This window comes from Aggregatibacter actinomycetemcomitans DSM 8324, assembly GCF_000372365.1.
GTDB classification, from domain to species: Bacteria; Pseudomonadota; Gammaproteobacteria; order Enterobacterales; family Pasteurellaceae; genus Aggregatibacter; species Aggregatibacter actinomycetemcomitans.
Map to the genome: position 1 here is coordinate 14,913 of NZ_AQUU01000001.1, position 17,600 is coordinate 32,512.

Sequence of the window (17,600 nt, forward strand, 5' to 3'; positions counted from 1 at the left end):
AAAAGGAAATAAAAAAATCGGAGCATTCTAGCACAGAATGAAAATGTTGTTGAAGTTTAGGCTGTAAAAAAGGCTTTCGGATTTCGCCAAAAGCCTTTTAGGAATAGGTAGCACTTAAAGTGCAGAAACGTTCAAACGTGAACCGCCGACGATACGTACCCGAGCACCCGGCACTAAGTTAGGTTCGGCTTTTTGCACTACAACAATTTCTTTTCCGTCATCTTTTTTGATTACCATTTCCAAGGCGCTAACTTGGCTGACTTTTTCTTCAACCTTACTGCCGGTAACTGCACCGGCAATTGCTCCAACAGCCGTTGCAAGCGCTCTACCTGTACCACCACCGATTGCAGATCCGGCAATACCACCAATTGCACCACCGCCAATAGTACCAATCACGCCCTGGTTATCTGCCTGAATTTTCACCGGGCGGGTTGAAACGATGGTACCATAACTAATAGAACGCGCTTCTTTTGCTTGTCCCGAAGAATACACACTGCCACTATAAACATCTTGATTAGCACAACCGGCAACAGTTAAGCCCACTAAAACAGCTAATACGATTTTTTTCATAAAATGCTCCTTAAAATTATGAAGTTATTAAATCAGACCTATCATACCGCATTAATGATTTTTTTGATACTATATGGATGAAACTTAATGCAAGTATGGTTGTGTGTTTTATCAAAAAAACTCACCGCCACGGATAAATTATCCAGTATTTCACCGCTTGCTTTTGGTTTGCTCGCTTTGACTGTCAGATCTGAAAATTGGTTCCGCAAAAACGATTTTTTTATGCGTGCTACCCATTCATCTGCTGTTTCGTTCGCCCAAAACGGCACAACCACCTCAATATGCTCCCAGGTTTCTTGCGGGTAATGCTTATCTTTCGGCAGCGGCAACTCCACCACATCCACCCATTGCCCGACAAAGCATATAGGCTCATTAAGCTGAATAAGATAGATCACACGCCCGTTCACTACATTATCACGTAACACCGAACCTTGCTTTAACAATAACGCCAACCATGCTTGCGCCGCTTGCTCGGTATTGACACGTAAAGAAAGATGGTCAATTTCATATTCCGACAAATTTAAATCAAGCCGTTGCGCCAAAGTATGAATTTTTTGTTCAAAATCTTCAAAATCAGTGAAAAGTGCGGTCTGTTTTTCAAACATTTTATGAGGGAAACGAAACGACATAATTTTCCTTTTTGGCTTTTCTGAAACGTTAAAGAGCGGTATTATACCCAGCTATTTTTATCAGCCCAACTTATTTAAAAAGTTTAAGGTTTAACCGTGAATATTCAATCTATTTTATCCGAAAAAATCAAACAGGCGATGCTTGCTGCCGGCGCCGATGCACAATGTAATGCGTTGGTTCGCCAATCGGGCAAGGTGCAATTCGGCGATTATCAAGCCAACGGCATCATGCCTGCTGCCAAAAAATTAGGCATAAACCCGCGTGAATTTGCGCAACTGGTGTTAGCGAAGGCCGAATTGCAAGATATTGCGGAAAAAACCGAAATTGCCGGCCCGGGGTTTATTAATATTTTTCTGAAAGACGGCTGGTTAGCGGAGAATATCGGCAACGCTGTGAAAGATTCGAAATTAGGCATTCACCATCAGGATAAACAAACAGTGGTGGTAGACTATTCTTCCCCGAACGTTGCCAAAGAAATGCACGTGGGGCATTTACGTTCCACCATCATCGGCGACGCTGTAGTGCGTACGTTGGAATTTTTAGGCAATCATGTTATCCGTGCTAACCATGTAGGCGATTGGGGTACACAATTCGGCATGCTAATTGCCTATTTGGAAAAAATGGAAAACGAACACGCCTCTGAAATGGAACTCAGCGATTTGGAAGCCTTTTATCGTGCAGCGAAGAAACATTATGACGAAGATCCGGTATTTGCCGAGAAAGCCCGCAATTATGTAGTGAAACTGCAAAGCGGCGATGAATATTGCCGTACCATGTGGCAAAAGCTGGTAAAAATCACTATGCAACAAAATCAACACAATTACGATCGTTTAAATGTGACCTTAACCGAAAAAGATGTCATGGGTGAAAGCCTGTATAACCCAATGCTGCCGGGCATTGTAGAAGGTCTTAAAAAACAAGGTCTCGCCGTAGAAGACGACGGTGCATGGGTGGTTTATTTAGATGAATTTAAAAATAAAGACGATGGCCCGATGGGCGTTATCGTGCAGAAAAAAGACGGCGGTTTTCTTTATACCACCACCGATATTGCCGCCGCCAAATATCGCTATGAAACCTTAAAAGCCAACCGTGCATTGGTGTTCTCCGACACCCGCCAAAGCCAACATATGCAACAAGCCTGGCTGATTACCCGCAAGGCCGGTTATGTGCCGGACAGTTTCCAATTAGAACACAAAAATTTTGGCATGATGCTCGGCAAAGACGGCAAGCCATTCAAAACCCGCAGTGGCGACACCGTAAAACTGGCGGATTTATTGGACGAAGCCATTGAACGTGCCGGCGTATTAATATCGCAAAAATCCACCGCACTTTCCGAGCAGGAAAAAGCCGATGTGATCGAGGCGGTAGGTATCGGTTCGGTAAAATACGCAGATTTATCCAAAAACCGTATCACCGATTATGTGTTTGATTGGGACAATATGCTAAGCTTTGAAGGCAACACTGCGCCTTATATGCAATACGCTTACACTCGCATTCGTTCTATCTTTAACCGCAGCCAAATCAGCCCCGGAGAGGTAAAACAGGCGCCATTAACCTTAACGAATGAAAAAGAACGCGCGTTGGCAATCAAATTACTGCAATTTGAAGAAGCCATTCAACTCGTGGCAAAAGACGGTACGCCACACATTCTTTGTGCCTATTTATATGAATTGGCAGGCGTGTTCTCTTCTTTCTACGAGCACTGCCCGATTCTCAATAACGAAGACCAACAGGTAAAACTCAGCCGTTTAAAACTGGCGTTATTAACAGAAAGAACCTTAAAACAAGGATTAGATTTACTGGGCATTAAAACCGTCGAGAGAATGTAGTTTCATCCAATTCAAAAAGATCCCGTTCGTTCAGCGCGGGATTTTTTATTTTGGAACTTGCTAGGTTATTGAGAAAAAATCGGATAAAAAAAGTGCCTCACAGGAGGCACTACTCGGAAAGCAAAATATGTTTGGCTATTTATATAGCACTTGTTTTTGTTGCGGCTAAGGATACTCAATTAATGACTGGAAGGCAAACCATTATTGCGAATAAATGTGACATAACCTACTGTTTTACAAAAAATTTACCTTAACTAAAGTTCGCTTTACAAATGAAAAGTGCGGTCATAAAAAATAATATTTTTTATGACCGCACTTTAATTAAATTAACGAATTTTCGGTTCTTGCCAGACGAGAAATTAATGTCCCATTGACATCGCGGCTAAGAATAACATAGAAGCCACTTGTTCTTCCGAAATCACCTGACCATTTAATTTCAGCTGGCCTTTTTCCAATACGAGATCCAATTTTACTTGTTTACCGTCTTCGACCAATACACCTTGCAGAACACCGCTTTTCACACCTTCATTCACTTGTGTGGCTGCCATTTTCATTGCTTGCTCTCTATCCGGGCTTTTCAATTGCAGTGCGTTCGCCATTTCTTCGATTAAAGCATCTTTGTTCGCATCCACTTTGAAAATAAAGTGATTAAATAGATTGAAGATTTTTCCTTTGCTAATAGAATTTTCAAAATCAGAGCTTGCAATAGAAATATCTAAATTTGAGGCAATTTTACCGACTTGATTAGTTAATGTCGGACTAAACACAAATTGCGGTTGAGTATCAAGGAATTTCTTCGCTGCCTGTAATTTGGCTTCGGCAAATTCTTCTTGCTGCTTTTTCGCCGCCTCGGTATAAACCTGAATTAATTGATTAAAAGTTTCACCGTCAACGTGATTAAAAGCAGAATCAATAGTCAAATCACCAAAGCCCATACCACGAATAGTCATGCCGTTAAATGCAATTTTCGCACCGAAATCCAGAAATTGGTCTTTTCTGGCCGTATCGAAATCAATTTTCCAGTTTTTAAATTCAACATTATTGGTTTTACCTTCGGCATCTGTGTCGTTAATTTTAATTACGCCACCGGACAAAAATTTTTTACCGATAGGAAGATATTCCCACTCCGGAATACGCCGGTAATCCACGTCGATTTTTACATCATTCAACTCAATGGAATCTTTACTATCCGACTTGCTATACACTAGTTTGGTGAGGTCTAAATCCAGTTTATTAATGCCTTCGCGTACAAAGCCGAATTTCACATCAAAACCGTTAGCTGCTAATGTACCGTCTTTCATTAGTGCCTCAAAAGGTACCAGTTCCACCTTGGATGAACCACTTTGGTTATAGCCGACGGAGGTCGTCAACATAACCGGCGTTTTACCTTTCGTGGCGTCAAACCAAGGCGTTGTGGTTTCGTTTTTGGTTATGAAATCTACACTCGAGAACATACTTGGCATGAAGTTAAAGTGGGAAAGTTGATTTAACGGCAACGGACCATGGTATAAAATGCCTTCAAACGGCAATGCCCAGGTTTTACCGGGATTATCAAGCTCAGAAACCAGAATTTTATATTTGGTTTTAGAGCTGAATAAGCCGCGTTCAAAAGAAACATTATCAAATCGAATATCTAAGCCTAAAGAATAGGCGGATTTGTTAAGATCTTTATTGGCAATATCCACTTGACGGGCAAATTCCGTTTCTGCCACCTTGCCAGTGTACCAAGCACCACCGGTCCAAGTCGCTCCTAACGCCACAACCACCCCTAAAGCTAACGCTGATTTTTTCATACAATATGTCCTTTATATAATAGATGATACGCAATAATAATGATTTCGGCTAATCTAACATAAATAAAAAAGGGATCAATTCATTCACAAAACAAAAATGAAAAAAATTTCATTTTCCCTTGAAGTTCATATTTTTAACCTTATTCTACGAAAACGAACAGGAAATCGACCGCACTTTTCCTCTGTCAAAAATTTTTAAAAATATGACTTGAAATGCGGAAAAGCATCCACATCTTACAATTTGTAAATCATTACACAGAATTAAATTTCACTAGGAGAAAACAAATGGGAAAAATTATTGGTATTGACTTAGGTACAACCAACTCTTGCGTTGCCGTCATGGAAGGTGAAAAACCTCGTGTTATCGAAAACGCAGAAGGCGATCGTACTACTCCGTCAATCATTGCTTATACAAATGACAATGAAACTTTAGTCGGTCAACCGGCAAAACGCCAAGCGGTAACCAACCCGAAAAATACCTTATTCGCCATCAAACGTTTAATCGGCCGTCGTTTTGAAGATGAGGAAGTAAAACGCGATATCGACATTATGCCGTTCGCCATTACCAAAGCAGACAACGGCGATGCGTGGGTTGAAGTGAAAGGAGAAAAATTAGCGCCTCCGCAAATTTCTGCTGAAGTATTGAAAAAAATGAAAAAAGCTGCCGAAGATTATTTGGGCGAACCGGTTACCGAGGCGGTTATTACTGTGCCGGCATACTTTAACGACGCACAACGTCAGGCAACAAAAGATGCAGGTCGTATCGCAGGTTTAGACGTTAAACGTATCATCAACGAACCGACCGCCGCGGCATTAGCTTATGGCTTAGACAAAGGCACTGGCAACAAAACCATCGCGGTATACGACTTAGGTGGCGGTACATTCGACTTATCTATCATCGAAATCGATGAAGTAGGCGGCGAAAAAACCTTTGAAGTATTAGCAACCAACGGTGATACACACTTAGGTGGTGAAGACTTTGATAACCGTATCATCAACTACTTAGTGGATGAGTTCAAAAAAGAACAGGGCATCGACCTACGCAACGACCCGCTTGCAATGCAACGTTTAAAAGAAGCGGCAGAAAAAGCCAAAATCGAGCTTTCTTCCGCCCAACAAACCGATGTAAATCTTCCTTACATCACAGCGGATGCAACCGGTCCTAAACACTTAAACATCAAATTGACTCGTGCAAAATTAGAGTCTTTGGTTGAGGATTTAGTGGCGAAATCCCTTGAGCCTGTACGTATTGCATTAAAAGATGCAGGCAAATCCCCGTCTGAAATCGACGATGTGATTTTAGTCGGCGGTCAAACCCGTATGCCGCTTGTTCAACAAGAAGTTGAAAAATTCTTCGGCAAAGCACCACGTAAAGACGTGAATCCGGATGAAGCGGTCGCTATCGGTGCTGCGGTACAAGGCGGTGTGTTAGCCGGTGATGTGAAAGATGTATTATTGTTAGACGTCACCCCATTATCATTGGGTATCGAAACTATGGGCGGCGTAATGACCACCTTAATTGAGAAAAACACCACGATTCCTACCAAGAAATCACAAGTGTTCTCAACAGCGGAAGATAACCAAAGTGCGGTAACCATTCATGTGTTACAAGGTGAGCGTAAACAAGCGTCAGCCAATAAATCGTTAGGTCAATTCAATCTTGAAGGCATCAATCCGGCTCCACGCGGCATGCCGCAAATTGAAGTGACCTTCGACATCGACGCAGACGGTATTATCCACGTTTCTGCGAAGGATAAAGGCACAGGTAAAGAACAACAAATCACCATTAAAGCCTCTTCCGGTTTAAGCGATGAAGAAATTCAACAAATGGTACGCGACGCTGAAGCAAATGCCGAATCCGACCGTAAATTTGAAGAATTGGTACAAGCCCGCAACCAAGCGGATCACTTAATCCACAGCACACGCAAACAATTGGACGAAGCCGGTGACAAAGTACCTGCAGCAGATCGCGGCACCATCGAAAGCGCATTAAGTGACTTGGAAAAAGCGGCGAAGGGCGAAGATAAAGCAGTTATCGAAGCAAAAATCAAAGCATTAGCCGAAGTTGCACAAAAACTTGCACAAACCGCTCAACCACACGGCGATCCACAACAAGCTCAAAGCAACAGCAAACCAAATGATGATGTTGTTGATGCAGAGTTTGAAGAAGTGAAAGATAACAAGTAATTGATTTGTTAGATAATAACAAAGGGCGTATTATTACGCCCTTTTCGTGTATTTACTCATAACTAACCGATAAACAAAAGTGCGGTCAAATTTTAAATGATTTTTAACCGCACTTTTAATCTCCCCCCCCCTCTTTACAAAAGAGGGGAAAATTCGGAGAAAGAATAAAACGGGGTCCCCGTATAAGACGCCCGAATGGAGATAGGATTTTTAGGAAATTTTCGCTTGTTTGAGCGTAGCGAGTTCGAAAATTTCCGTAAGGAAAATCCTATTGGAAAGAGGAAAAGCGGCTTATCCGGGGTGTGTTTCTTTTGCCTACTTTGCTTTGCACAAGCAAAGAAAAGTAGGTCGCCATCGGCGAAACCCGATACTAATTAACGAAGAAAAATTCCTCAAACAGAGAACAAAACCAAGACCAAAACGGAAACCACCTAATGGCAAAACAAGACTACTACGAACTCCTCGGCATCTCCCGATCCGCCGATGAAAAAGAAATCAAACGTGCTTATAAAAAGCTCGCGATGCAGTATCACCCTGACAGAACCAAGGGCGATAAAGAGAAAGAAGAAAAATTCAAAGAAATTCAAGAAGCCTATGAAGTGCTAAACGATAAAGAAAAACGCGCTGCCTATGATCAATATGGGCACGCGGCGTTTGAACAAGGAACTGGCTTTGGTGGCGGCAGTTTTGGCGGTGCGGATTTCGGGGATATTTTCGGCGATATGTTCGGAGATATTTTCGGTGGTGGCGGACGTGGGCGCCAACGCGTTGTGCGTGGTGACGATTTGCGGTACGACATTGAAATTACGCTGGAAGAAGCTGTAAAAGGCACTACAAAAGACATAAAAATTCATACCTTAGCCCCATGTGATACTTGTCACGGCACAGGCGCTGAAGCGGGTTCGAAAGTCGAAACCTGTCCGCATTGCCATGGTGCCGGTCGTTTACGTCGTCAACAGGGCTTCTTTGTAACAGAACAACCTTGTCATTTCTGTCATGGCACCGGTAAGAAAATTGAGAAACCATGTAAAACCTGCCATGGTGACGGCAGAGTCAATAAAGCGAAAAATCTTTCCGTTAAAATCCCGGCGGGCGTGGACACAGGCAATCAACTACGTCTTTCAGGTGAAGGCGCTGCAGGTGAAAACGGCGCCCCGGCAGGCGATTTATATGTGGTGATTCATGTTAAAGAACACCATATTTTTGAACGTGACGGCAGCAACCTCTATTGTGAAGTACCGATCAGTTTTACCATGGCTGCCCTTGGTGGAGAAATTGAAGTGCCGACACTGGATGGTCGTGTGAAGTTAAAAATCCCGGAAGAAACCCAAACCGGAAAATTATTCCGTATGCGCGGGAAAGGTGTCACGTCAACCCGAAGCGGCTACGCAGGGGATTTAACTTGCCGAATTATTGTAGAAACCCCGGTTAAATTAAACGAGGAGCAAAAAGAATTATTACGCAAACTGGAGGAAAGCCTGGAAGGACAAACCAAGCAACGTCCGAAATCCTCCAGCTTCTTAGATGGCGTAAAACGTTTCTTTGATGATCTGACGAAGTAAACCAGTTTAAAAACAGAAAAGTGCGGTAGAAATTTTTGGTGTTTCTACCGTACTTTTTATTCGCATCAAACGTTTTAATCAATATGGATTAATTTTAGTCTGCCCGATCACGCAAGGTGAAGCCTCAATTTCTAGAAAAGGTGGCTTTTATGTGAGTTTAATGGGATATGGTTTGGATACATTAGGTGGCGTTGTAGCCAATCAATCCAGAACATTAGATTGGCGTAATCGAGCGATTAAGAAAGTGGAAACTGCACCCATTGAGTTAGTGCAGGAAGTCCAAGATATTATCACGGCAATCGTTAATGATTGAGGGCGAAGATGGGGCTAATGACTAAAACCAGTCGTTGTTCCCCCTGAATTTCATTACCAACAACCGGATTTAAACAAATTCTTACAATATCGCCACGTTCAGGAATATACATTAAATTAACTCCTCACCGGCAATAGGAAAATTGTCCCAATCATTTAAAATCTGATAGTTTTCATTTTGCAAACGTTCATCTAAGGTTAATCGTTTCTTTGGGCTGTTTTTAGGAATAACCGTTAAAATAAATTTATTATCCACTTGGTTTAATTCTAAAAAATCACCCGTATCAAGATTTAGTGTATGAATAAAATCTTTCGGTAAGCGAATTGCCTTGCTATTTCCCCATTGTTTAATTTCTAGTCTTGTATTCATTACCTCACCTCAACGTATCATTTTGTGATACATTTTAGCCTAATAAGAACAAAAATCAAGTACAGTCCAAAAACACTTCTTTTTCCTAATAAGCAAAAAAAGACCGACTTAAAGTCGGTCTTTTCAATGAGATTTAACTCAAATTAGAAAAATACACGCAAACCTGCACCGTAAATATTTTCGTTTTTACGGATTTTATCATCTTTATCAGTTGCACGAATATATGACACATAAGGAATTACATGTTTATTAAATTCATAATCAACATTCACAATATAGTGATTTTCAATATGGCTTGGCGCTGCTGAAGTTTGTTTTGCACTCTTTCTTTCCCATTGTAAACCAAAGGTTGTTGGAATACCTGTAAGTTCATTCAAGTCATACTTACCTTCTAAGAAAATATAACGAGTTTTAACAGCTTCTACACCTTTAGTTTTAGAATGATATTGTCCATATGCTACGCCTAACTTCAATGCATCAAGCTGATAGTGAGTTGCAAGCAACCACTTGTGTTCTTTACGGTTGGTTGATGAACTTGTCAACGTATCATATTGGTCAACCGCATAAGTAGCACCAAAGTCAATTTTATGATTTTCTGCAAAATCATAATTGTAAAAAGCCGCTACACCATAACCATTCTTATAGCGATTCGCATTAGCTGTTCCTTTATACTTCTCTGCATTACCAAATAAGTAATCCACACCAAAACTAAACCCATTAAAATCTGCAGACCGGAATTTAACAGATTTGTCAGAACGAGTGGTCAAGTCACTTAAATCGCCTGAACCATAATATAGGCTGTCACCCAAAACATCATCTGCATTAGTAGACTGGCGACCAAAACTTAACTCACCCACATCTTTGAAGCCTAAACCAACAAATAATTTACGAGTTGTCGGATCACCAAAATTATTACTTGCCTTTTGCTTGTTTTTAAGAGCTTCTCTTTCGAAACGAAGCTCATAACTAACAAATGCAGATAAGCCGTTATCTAATTCTTGAGACGCTTTAATTTTAATACGGGAACCATCATTTACAAGGTCACCACGTTGATTTTTACCTAACTTGCCTAAGAAGATACGCATTGAACCACCAAGCTCAACTTTCGTACCATCCTGATTATAAACTTTTACAGCACTTGCCGTGCCGGTTGCTGCTAATGCAGCGATTGCTAATGCGATTACTGTCTTTTTCATAATCTTCATTCCTTTTCAGAAATCATTTGTTATAGGGTAAAAATTGAACTCTTCACTTGATGATGAAGAGTTCAAGCTACTTCCTTTTTGAAGCCTCGCAATCTTGGCAAAGAAAAATAATAGTGTCAATCAGAAGTTCACTTTTTTGTTCCAATTTTCTGATACAGATCACATTTTACACATAAAAATGAAGAAAAAATAATCATAAATTGATTATTTTAAACGCATAAATCCGGCGCTTAAATCTGCAATTAAATCATCAACATTTTCTAATCCGATATGCAGCCGAATTAATGTGCCTTCTAATTTTCTCTGAATATTCGAACGAATTTTTGCAATCTCTTCCGGTTGGTTATAAAGAATGAGCGATTCAAAACCGCCCCAAGAATATGCCATGGTAAATAATTGGAAATGATTCATAAAAATCTCCAATTGTTGTTGCGTAAGTCTTTGTTTTAATTCAAAAGAAAATAAACCACTGGCGCCGAGAAAGTCCCGTTTAAAAAATTCATGCCCGGGACAGCTCGGTAGTGCCGGATGATAAACTGCCTTAACTTCCGGTTGTTGCGTCAACCATTGCGCTATTTTTATGCTGCTTTCTTCGTGTTGCTTCAAGCGAATGCCCAATGTGCGTAACCCACGCGCTGTAATATAGGCACTATCAGCATCCGCCATTTGCCCCATTAAATAGGAATGTTCCCGTAGCTGATCCCAGCAGCGCGCATTGGATACCGCCGTGCCAATCATGATGTCGGAATGCCCTACCAAATACTTTGTGCCCGCTTGAATGGAAATATCAATATCATGTTCTAAGGCTTTAAATAGCACACCGCCCGCCCAAGTATTATCAATCATAATGACAATTTCCGGATTGACTTCCCGCACAGCCTTCACCATCGCGGGAATATTCGCCACTTCCATGGTGAGCGAACTTGGTGCTTCAAGGAACAATACTTTTGTATTCGGTCGAATCAATTGCGCAATTTGACCTCCCATCAGCGGATCATAAAAGGTGGTCGTTACCCCTAATTTTCTAAGCACGATATTACAAAAATCCTGCGTCGGTTCATATGCCGCACCGGTCATCAAGATATGGTCACCGGTTTGTACAAAAGAAAGAATACTGTTAGTCACGGCAGCCGCACCGCACGGATACAAATAGCAACCTGCCCCGCCCTCCAATTCACACATCGCATCTTGCAAGGCAAAATGGGTTAAGGTTCCCCGTCTGCCATAAAATAATTCACCTTTGGCACGATTAATGGTGGCGTGTTTCTTATCCGCTAAAGAATCAAATACCAACGATGAAGCGCGTTGTACTACCGGATTGACGGAACCGTGGGTATAACGTTTTTTTCTGCCGGCATGAACGAATGTGGTGGCTAAAGAGAATTTTTCTGACATGGAGAGTCCTATAAAATCAAAGAAAAAGTGCGGTCACCAAAATTTACATTTTTTAAACGTTGGCATAGCTAACAACTCTGGCGGAGCAAATAAATTATTTTGATGATTTATACATAAGTTGACAAGCATATTAACGCTAATCCGGTCTGATAACAAAACCCTTTTTGCGACAAAATTTTACGAAATTACCATTTAAAAAAGGCATAATCTGATTTACAATAACTCTCCAATCAATGGCAACCTAAAGCAATCCTATGAAATTTAACATCCCCATTTTTCTGACGCTATTTCGGATTATTTTAATTCCTTTCTTTATCATCGCTTTCTACCTCCCCTTTGATTGGGCGCCATTTTTAACTACTCTAATTTTTTTCATCGCCGGAGTGACCGATTGGTTGGACGGCTATCTAGCACGCAAATGGAAACAAACCACCAGCTTCGGCGCATTTTTGGATCCCGTTGCGGATAAAGTCATGGTGGTTGCCGGGCTTGTATTGGTTGTGGAATACAATCACACTTTTTGGATCACATTGCCGGCCATTGTGGTTATTTCCCGCGAAATTATTATCTCCGCGTTGCGCGAATGGATGGCAGAATTAGGCAGTCGTAGCAAAGTTGCGGTATCTTGGTTGGGAAAAGTCAAAACCACATCACAAATGTTGGCGTTAGGCGGGTTGTTATGGCGTTATAACTTTGCCATGGAAGTAATTGCCATTGTCCTGCTTTATATTGCTGCGATTTTAACCATTTGGTCAATGTTGCAATATCTCACTGCAGCAAAAGACAGCTTGTTGGAAGACTTCCACAAATAAAGTGCGGTCCTTTTTCAAGGTGTTTTAACGAACTGCCACTGATCATAACTTAAATTTGATTTATTTTTAATCAGTTAAATAAATTTTTAAAATTTCCGTTTGACTAACAGAAAGAAATCCGTAAAATGCACCCCGTTATTTGGTGCTACCAAATAGTGATGCGGGAATAGCTCAGTTGGTAGAGCACGACCTTGCCAAGGTCGGGGTCGCGAGTTCGAGCCTCGTTTCCCGCTCCAAGCCCGAGTGGTGGAATCGGTAGACACAAGGGATTTAAAATCCCTCGCCTTTCGAGGCGTGCCAGTTCAAGTCTGGCCTCGGGCACCATTTAATAATACCTTTCTTATTAAATAGCTACCCTCCAAAGAAAAGTGCACACGGGTCGTTAGCTCAGTCGGTAGAGCAGCGGACTTTTAATCCGTTGGTCGAAGGTTCGAATCCTTCACGACCCACCAAAAAGTTAAAGCTCCGGACCGGTTGCCCAAATACTCCTTAACGTTAATCTTCTGTTAAGTGAGTAAAATATGTGCATTAACCACACTTCTAAAAAACCTTACATTATTACAATATCCTGTACAAAAGGTGGTTCTGCCAAAAGCACTAATGCTGCCAATATCGGTGCATTTTGTGCGGACCATGGTTTAAGAACCTTACTGATTGATACAGATACACAACCGACACTAAGTTCTTACTATAGTTTAGCTGAAACCGCTCCCGGCGGAATTCATGAGTTTCTATCGCTGCGTGATGTTGACCCTGGACAAGTTACGCCCTTATGAGCATAACCCACGGAAAACCCGCAACCCGAATTTTGAAATGATTAAAGAATCAATTCGTCGTCGCGGATTGGATCATAAACCCAATATTACTCAACGCCCGGGTGAACCGTATTATATTATCGCAGATGGTGGTAATACCCGAATTCAGGCATTAAAAGAACTTTTCACCGAAACCCAGGATCAGCGCTTTTGGTCCATCGAATGTTTATACAAGCCATGGAAAGGGGACTCCGCCGATAGTGTTGAAGCCGAACTGGATTTGTTGATTGTCTGTCTGGCAAAATTATCAATTCAATACCGATATCCAATTCGATGATATCTGGCAAAACAGTCTTTCCCGTTGCAACGAAGACAATACGACCGACAATACGGAAGATTGGTTATAGCTATCGCATGCGCCCGTTAGATATCGAATCACCGGAGAGCAAAATTCGCTTCTATTATGACTTATTAACCTTATTACAAACGGATGACATTGAACACCTAGCTTTATCTATTGAGTTAGTTTTTGCATTATTGGATTTTCTAACAAATTAGAACTAGCAAAGTGGTAAGATACCATCAATACACCAAAAAGAAGAAAAAAACAAAGATAAGATAGAGCTACTTTTATTTTTACTTTTCGATCCGCTCCCTTCAGCCCTGATGTTAAATTAGTGGACATTAAAAATAATAAAATTCCTATTAAGGCATAATTCATACTTTCACCTTTCTATGTTATTCAAAACTTAACAAGTTAATTCCAAATGATGTAATTCACCAAATTTACGCATATGACAACTTACAAAAGTATATACTTCATGCAATTTATCAAGACTATCAACCTCTAATACAATTAACTTATCGCCATCAAAAAGCAGTTCAGGTGTTTCTTTGATAAGTTATACTTTATTAAGAGAGTTGCGAGTAGATAGATTTATTCTTATTTCTAGCGCTTTTTCAGTTACTAAGGAGCTTGTTGTATAAATAGTAATATTTTTAGAGTCCGAATCTTCAGATAACTCACTATTAATGCAATGGATAACTGTGTCATTTACTTCCTGTCTCAAAGCAAAAATGAAATAAGCATAATAATAAAATTACATTCCCTCGCCCCACTAAGCATCTTGATTTGAAGAAATAAAATTATATGTAAAATATTAGCTACCCTGATTTCTCCCCACCGGTGGTCTTAAAATTTTACTTGGCCCAAAAGGAGGTAATATTCCCCATTGATACGCCAACGAAAAGGTTCGACCACTCACTGAAATTCCACAAGGTTCAAGCCTCAAATCATCAAAGTCATGGCTTGTCATACAAAATCCTAATAGGGCATCTTTGATTAAAAACGCACCTGTATTAGTTGGAATAAGGTTAAACACAGTATGATCAATATCTTTACAATCAGTTGTGCCTTCGCCTGGGAAAGCAAAACATTTTGCTGCACCGACCACTTTAAATTGAACCAACGTACCACCGTCACGTAATTTTTCATATTCTTTTCCCTTGTAATCAATTAATTCCCAATGTGTACTTAAATAATTATGTGAATCATAATGGTCATTTTTAATTGGTTGAGCCGTAAGCAAACTACGCAAGCTAATACGTGGAGGAGGCGATAACTCTACATCAGGATAAGTAGTCGGATCAGGATTTGATTCTGCATGACTCGTCAAAGTCAATATCATGCTTAATAAGAAGCTCAATAAATATTTTTTCATAGTATTCTCCTTAGCGATCACGAACAAAACTAACAGGAAAATGATCGGATGTAATTTGTGAGCGTAACTGATTTAACATTAAACTTGCGCCGATACGTTCACGTGCTTGCTCTCGACGTGGTAAATGTGCGTCATGTAAAATCGCATAATCTAAAATATTACCGGACCGATGAGTCGGTTCTGTTGGCGCAATAATAATTGTATTTTCACTCACGGCGGGTTCCTGTCTTAATGCAGCTTCCAGATTAACCGGCGCACGATTGAAATCACCAACAACCATCCAGCTATATCCTCGTCTTTCCGGTGATGATGGTGATGAGGTAAAAGTAGTGAAGATATTACGAATTAAACTTACCGCATCAGAACCACCTGTGGCCAAAGCATGCACTGTAAAAAATACATCAGTACCAATGCGGATACCTACTGCCGGGCGAGATTGAAGCACAGAAGAATCAGAATGTACGATAAAAGCTTCATCGGCTTGACGACGTGACACGATAGCTAAGTTCACTCGGTTTGCCCCAACATCTAAACGGGAATAATAAATATAGACCATATTTGGACGGGAGCGAGTACCTAAATTCCAGGTATATTCCTCAATTGGCGTTCCCCCATGTTGAATTACTCGTGAGGTTCTTACTGCCGAACTTGGTAATGAACCCGCTTCTTGTACCATCAAAATATCTGCACCTTGTTCTCCCGATAATAATTGGCGCACATTAATATTCCATTTACTTTCATTTACAGCTGAAGAACCTTGCAGATTCCAAGTTGCTACTTTGAAATCACTCAAGTTAGCATAACTTGAAAAGCTAAATAACATCGTACAGAAAACCACATTTAATTGCTTTACCCATTGCATATAAACTCCTTAGCTTAATTAACCGCTGTTGCTTCTAATACAGGAGGAGCGAGATACCATGTTTGATCACGTAATGGTTCTGTTGCGCCATCACAAGTTGATAATGTAACTGTTGAATAATATGTTGGACTTACAGGATTATAAGTGACACAACGTCCTTGTGACACACTTTTAATGACAACCGCACCACTATCAGTAGGTAATAACTCAAACTCTTGTGCTAATTTGTCCAGACTACAAGTATCATGAATTAAACCATTACCGTAAGCTTCAATACATGTACCTAAAGATTGATTAACAAAACGAAAATATTCACGGTGTTTACCAGGTTCTATCTTCCAATTACGAATATTTCCAAAGTCCTGCGAATATATATTGGGATAAGCCCATAACCAATTGCGTTTTGCTAGCGCCCAGACAGTCAACAGTGCCCCATTTTGTCCCATCAAAGTCATAAAGTTTGATGGTTCAGACGGCGATACCTGTCCATTCTTGGATGAAGAGAGCAAATTCAATGGCATTGAAGATGCTTTTGATAATAGGGGTTGGGGTTGGAATTGTGTTGTTGAAGATTTAGGTGCTAAATCAGATTGAGATTCAGGCTGAGAATAGTCACTCATTCGTTGATTTGACGAACAAGCCACTAAACCCATCAATAAAAGACCAGGTAAAAACTTTTTCATTGTACCTCTCCTTAGATCCATCCTTAAATTTAAAAGGGCAAATTTTTCTTATTTTATCCTTTTTTTGATAAAATAAAACTAGATAAAATATATAAAAAAGGAAGAGGAATTGTTTTTTGATTCAATATAGTTTTTGAAATCTGTTGAAATAAAAATATGAATAAATCTGTTAAGTAGGAAATATAACTTACCGTGTTAGTATCAAGCATATACATCTATTATTCACCTATCCCGGGAAACGGGTAACGGGTCGTAATCGTTTGATTCCGCTCTTCTTTGCTGAGAAAATCATCACAATTTTTTATTTTGGGAAGTAACTTAAACAACCGCTGCCAAGAAGCTTCTCTTGAAGAAGTCAATGAAAGTACAATATCTCCATTTTGTTCTTTACGAATGTATACTTGTTCAGCATCAAATTCGAACTCCACCGGTAACCGTACGGCTTGATTGCGTCCGTTTCTGAATAATTTCGCAGTTCTTTCCATGTCTCCTCCTGTATTTTAAGTCCAAGATTGATATATATGCCACAACGTATGCTATAACCATAAAAGAGTCAAAACTTATCTGTTTATCGCAAAAGACGTTCACCACCCAGTAACAGGATTACCCGTTTGAGGACCTCATCATAAATGTGTGGTTCAGCCTGTTTAATAAATTTAATATGTCTTTCACGCCAATCTAATGTTTGGACTAATGTAGTTGCAACCACACTCGGACTATCTAATCCTTCGATAGGCACTTCCGTTACCGCACCACGAATACTCGTGCTGATTGGACAGCAAATAATCAACCCGGTTGATTTATTATAAATTTCGTGGCTTAAAACGAATGCCGGGCGATATTTCCCGATTTCTTTTCCTTTCTTCGGCTCAAAATCCAACCAAACAATGTCGTTACGTTTTGGTACATACATA

The 17,600-nt window shown here is 40.4% G+C and carries 17 protein-coding genes, 3 tRNA genes and 3 pseudogenes; 10 read left to right on the forward strand and 13 right to left on the reverse strand.

Annotated elements, in window-relative coordinates; all coding sequences use genetic code 11:
* Positions 1 to 114 precede the first annotated feature (114 nt).
* Both A3CS_RS0100095 and A3CS_RS0100100 read right to left on the reverse strand, forming a co-directional pair.
* Entirely contained in the window at positions 115 to 570 is a 456-nt protein-coding gene (locus tag A3CS_RS0100095; protein WP_005542443.1) for an outer membrane lipoprotein, read from the reverse strand.
* A 41-nt stretch (positions 571 to 611) separates the two neighbouring features.
* A complete protein-coding gene (locus tag A3CS_RS0100100; RefSeq protein WP_005567779.1) occupies positions 612 to 1,199 on the reverse strand; it encodes a VOC family protein in 588 nt (195 codons plus the stop codon).
* Positions 1,200 to 1,295: 96 nt separating this feature from the next.
* On the opposite strand from A3CS_RS0100100, the gene argS reads away from it, so the two are divergent.
* Positions 1,296 to 3,029 (forward strand): arginine--tRNA ligase, encoded by a 1,734-nt coding sequence (gene argS, locus A3CS_RS0100105; RefSeq protein WP_019518127.1) that lies wholly within the window; start codon positions 1,296 to 1,298, stop codon positions 3,027 to 3,029.
* Positions 3,030 to 3,388: 359 nt separating this feature from the next.
* Here the strand turns inward: argS and A3CS_RS0100110 are convergent, their stop codons facing one another.
* Positions 3,389 to 4,822: a YdgA family protein gene (locus A3CS_RS0100110; RefSeq protein ID WP_005544691.1), complete on the reverse strand. Its 1,434-nt coding sequence runs from the start codon at positions 4,820 to 4,822 to the stop codon at positions 3,389 to 3,391.
* Between the two features lie 285 nt (positions 4,823 to 5,107).
* On the opposite strand from A3CS_RS0100110, the gene dnaK reads away from it, so the two are divergent.
* The 3 genes from dnaK (at position 5,108) to A3CS_RS01000000110720 (ending at position 8,884) form a co-directional block, all read left to right on the forward strand.
* Positions 5,108 to 7,009, forward strand: a complete 1,902-nt coding sequence (dnaK, locus tag A3CS_RS0100115; RefSeq protein WP_012820932.1) for a molecular chaperone DnaK — start codon at positions 5,108 to 5,110, stop codon at positions 7,007 to 7,009.
* A gap of 434 nt (positions 7,010 to 7,443) precedes the next feature.
* Entirely contained in the window at positions 7,444 to 8,571 is a 1,128-nt protein-coding gene (gene dnaJ / locus A3CS_RS0100120) for a molecular chaperone DnaJ (RefSeq protein ID WP_005546699.1), read from the forward strand.
* 58 nt (positions 8,572 to 8,629) lie between these two features.
* Positions 8,630 to 8,884, forward strand: a complete 255-nt coding sequence (locus A3CS_RS01000000110720) for a type II toxin-antitoxin system PemK/MazF family toxin (RefSeq protein WP_267878832.1) — start codon at positions 8,630 to 8,632, stop codon at positions 8,882 to 8,884.
* Positions 8,885 to 8,894: 10 nt separating this feature from the next.
* Here the strand turns inward: A3CS_RS01000000110720 and A3CS_RS1000000112395 are convergent.
* From A3CS_RS1000000112395 to metC, 4 genes and pseudogenes are all read right to left on the reverse strand, one after another.
* A pseudogene (locus A3CS_RS1000000112395) lies at positions 8,895 to 8,996 on the reverse strand (type II toxin-antitoxin system PemK/MazF family toxin); the annotation flags it as partial.
* Entirely contained in the window at positions 8,996 to 9,253 is a 258-nt protein-coding gene (locus tag A3CS_RS0100135) for an AbrB/MazE/SpoVT family DNA-binding domain-containing protein (protein WP_005541121.1), read from the reverse strand. The pseudogene A3CS_RS1000000112395 and the gene A3CS_RS0100135, both read right to left, overlap by 1 nt.
* 143 nt (positions 9,254 to 9,396) lie before the next feature.
* On the reverse strand, positions 9,397 to 10,449 hold the full coding sequence (locus A3CS_RS0100140) for a porin (RefSeq protein ID WP_005541120.1): 1,053 nt from the start codon (positions 10,447 to 10,449) through the stop codon (positions 9,397 to 9,399).
* Between the two features lie 213 nt (positions 10,450 to 10,662).
* On the reverse strand, positions 10,663 to 11,853 hold the full coding sequence (gene metC / locus A3CS_RS0100145; protein WP_019518129.1) for a cystathionine beta-lyase: 1,191 nt from the start codon (positions 11,851 to 11,853) through the stop codon (positions 10,663 to 10,665).
* A gap of 254 nt (positions 11,854 to 12,107) precedes the next feature.
* On the opposite strand from metC, the gene pgsA reads away from it, so the two are divergent.
* From pgsA to A3CS_RS0100170, 6 genes and pseudogenes are all read left to right on the forward strand, one after another.
* Complete coding sequence (gene pgsA, locus A3CS_RS0100150) at positions 12,108 to 12,665, forward strand: CDP-diacylglycerol--glycerol-3-phosphate 3-phosphatidyltransferase (RefSeq protein ID WP_005541115.1); 558 nt, start codon at positions 12,108 to 12,110, stop codon at positions 12,663 to 12,665.
* Between the two features lie 160 nt (positions 12,666 to 12,825).
* A tRNA-Gly gene (locus A3CS_RS0100155) sits at positions 12,826 to 12,901 on the forward strand.
* Between the two features lies 1 nt (position 12,902).
* Positions 12,903 to 12,989, forward strand: a tRNA-Leu gene (locus tag A3CS_RS0100160).
* A gap of 52 nt (positions 12,990 to 13,041) precedes the next feature.
* Positions 13,042 to 13,117: transfer RNA gene (locus A3CS_RS0100165), tRNA-Lys, on the forward strand.
* A 69-nt stretch (positions 13,118 to 13,186) separates the two neighbouring features.
* Positions 13,187 to 13,429, forward strand: a pseudogene (locus A3CS_RS1000000111215) (ParA family protein); the annotation flags it as partial.
* A pseudogene (locus A3CS_RS0100170) lies at positions 13,407 to 13,709 on the forward strand (ParB family protein); the annotation flags it as partial. The pseudogenes A3CS_RS1000000111215 and A3CS_RS0100170, both read left to right, overlap by 23 nt.
* A 225-nt stretch (positions 13,710 to 13,934) precedes the next feature.
* Here the strand turns inward: A3CS_RS0100170 and A3CS_RS1000000111820 are convergent.
* The 6 genes from A3CS_RS1000000111820 to A3CS_RS0100200 all read right to left on the reverse strand — a co-directional run bounded on the left by A3CS_RS1000000111820 (position 13,935) and on the right by A3CS_RS0100200 (position 17,599).
* Positions 13,935 to 14,141 (reverse strand): hypothetical protein, encoded by a 207-nt coding sequence (locus tag A3CS_RS1000000111820; protein WP_053330099.1) that lies wholly within the window; start codon positions 14,139 to 14,141, stop codon positions 13,935 to 13,937.
* 439 nt (positions 14,142 to 14,580) lie between these two features.
* Positions 14,581 to 15,141 carry a cytolethal distending toxin subunit Aa-CdtC gene (gene cdtC / locus A3CS_RS0100180; protein ID WP_005540933.1) on the reverse strand — a complete coding sequence of 187 codons (561 nt, stop codon included), beginning with the start codon at positions 15,139 to 15,141 and terminating at the stop codon, positions 14,581 to 14,583.
* Positions 15,142 to 15,151: 10 nt separating this feature from the next.
* Positions 15,152 to 16,003, reverse strand: a complete 852-nt coding sequence (cdtB, locus tag A3CS_RS0100185; protein WP_005546686.1) for a cytolethal distending toxin nuclease subunit Aa-CdtB — start codon at positions 16,001 to 16,003, stop codon at positions 15,152 to 15,154.
* A gap of 14 nt (positions 16,004 to 16,017) precedes the next feature.
* Positions 16,018 to 16,686: a cytolethal distending toxin subunit Aa-CdtA gene (cdtA, locus tag A3CS_RS0100190; protein ID WP_005540930.1), complete on the reverse strand. Its 669-nt coding sequence runs from the start codon at positions 16,684 to 16,686 to the stop codon at positions 16,018 to 16,020.
* Between the two features lie 218 nt (positions 16,687 to 16,904).
* Positions 16,905 to 17,171 carry an antitoxin gene (locus A3CS_RS0100195; RefSeq protein ID WP_005540929.1) on the reverse strand — a complete coding sequence of 89 codons (267 nt, stop codon included), beginning with the start codon at positions 17,169 to 17,171 and terminating at the stop codon, positions 16,905 to 16,907.
* Positions 17,172 to 17,254: 83 nt separating this feature from the next.
* Positions 17,255 to 17,599 carry a type II toxin-antitoxin system PemK/MazF family toxin gene (locus tag A3CS_RS0100200; RefSeq protein WP_005546678.1) on the reverse strand — a complete coding sequence of 115 codons (345 nt, stop codon included), beginning with the start codon at positions 17,597 to 17,599 and terminating at the stop codon, positions 17,255 to 17,257.
* Between the last annotated feature and the right edge of the window lies 1 nt (position 17,600).

Excerpts from the sequence above, each read along its gene's own strand:
- A3CS_RS0100095 (WP_005542443.1), bottom strand. The coding sequence starts at position 570 with ATGAAAAAAATCGTATTAGCTGTTTTAGTGGGCTTAACTGTTGCCGGT.
- A3CS_RS0100100 (WP_005567779.1), bottom strand. The coding sequence starts at position 1,199 with ATGTCGTTTCGTTTCCCTCATAAAATGTTTGAAAAACAGACCGCACTT.
- A3CS_RS0100110 (WP_005544691.1), bottom strand. The coding sequence starts at position 4,822 with ATGAAAAAATCAGCGTTAGCTTTAGGGGTGGTTGTGGCGTTAGGAGCG.
- dnaK (WP_012820932.1), top strand. The coding sequence starts at position 5,108 with ATGGGAAAAATTATTGGTATTGACTTAGGTACAACCAACTCTTGCGTT.
- dnaJ (WP_005546699.1), top strand. The coding sequence starts at position 7,444 with ATGGCAAAACAAGACTACTACGAACTCCTCGGCATCTCCCGATCCGCC.
- A3CS_RS0100135 (WP_005541121.1), bottom strand. The coding sequence starts at position 9,253 with ATGAATACAAGACTAGAAATTAAACAATGGGGAAATAGCAAGGCAATT.
- A3CS_RS0100140 (WP_005541120.1), bottom strand. The coding sequence starts at position 10,449 with ATGAAAAAGACAGTAATCGCATTAGCAATCGCTGCATTAGCAGCAACC.
- metC (WP_019518129.1), bottom strand. The coding sequence starts at position 11,853 with ATGTCAGAAAAATTCTCTTTAGCCACCACATTCGTTCATGCCGGCAGA.
- pgsA (WP_005541115.1), top strand. The coding sequence starts at position 12,108 with ATGAAATTTAACATCCCCATTTTTCTGACGCTATTTCGGATTATTTTA.
- A3CS_RS1000000111820 (WP_053330099.1), bottom strand. The coding sequence starts at position 14,141 with ATGAATTATGCCTTAATAGGAATTTTATTATTTTTAATGTCCACTAAT.
- cdtC (WP_005540933.1), bottom strand. The coding sequence starts at position 15,141 with ATGAAAAAATATTTATTGAGCTTCTTATTAAGCATGATATTGACTTTG.
- cdtB (WP_005546686.1), bottom strand. The coding sequence starts at position 16,003 with ATGCAATGGGTAAAGCAATTAAATGTGGTTTTCTGTACGATGTTATTT.
- cdtA (WP_005540930.1), bottom strand. The coding sequence starts at position 16,686 with ATGAAAAAGTTTTTACCTGGTCTTTTATTGATGGGTTTAGTGGCTTGT.
- A3CS_RS0100195 (WP_005540929.1), bottom strand. The coding sequence starts at position 17,171 with ATGGAAAGAACTGCGAAATTATTCAGAAACGGACGCAATCAAGCCGTA.
- A3CS_RS0100200 (WP_005546678.1), bottom strand. The coding sequence starts at position 17,599 with ATGTATGTACCAAAACGTAACGACATTGTTTGGTTGGATTTTGAGCCG.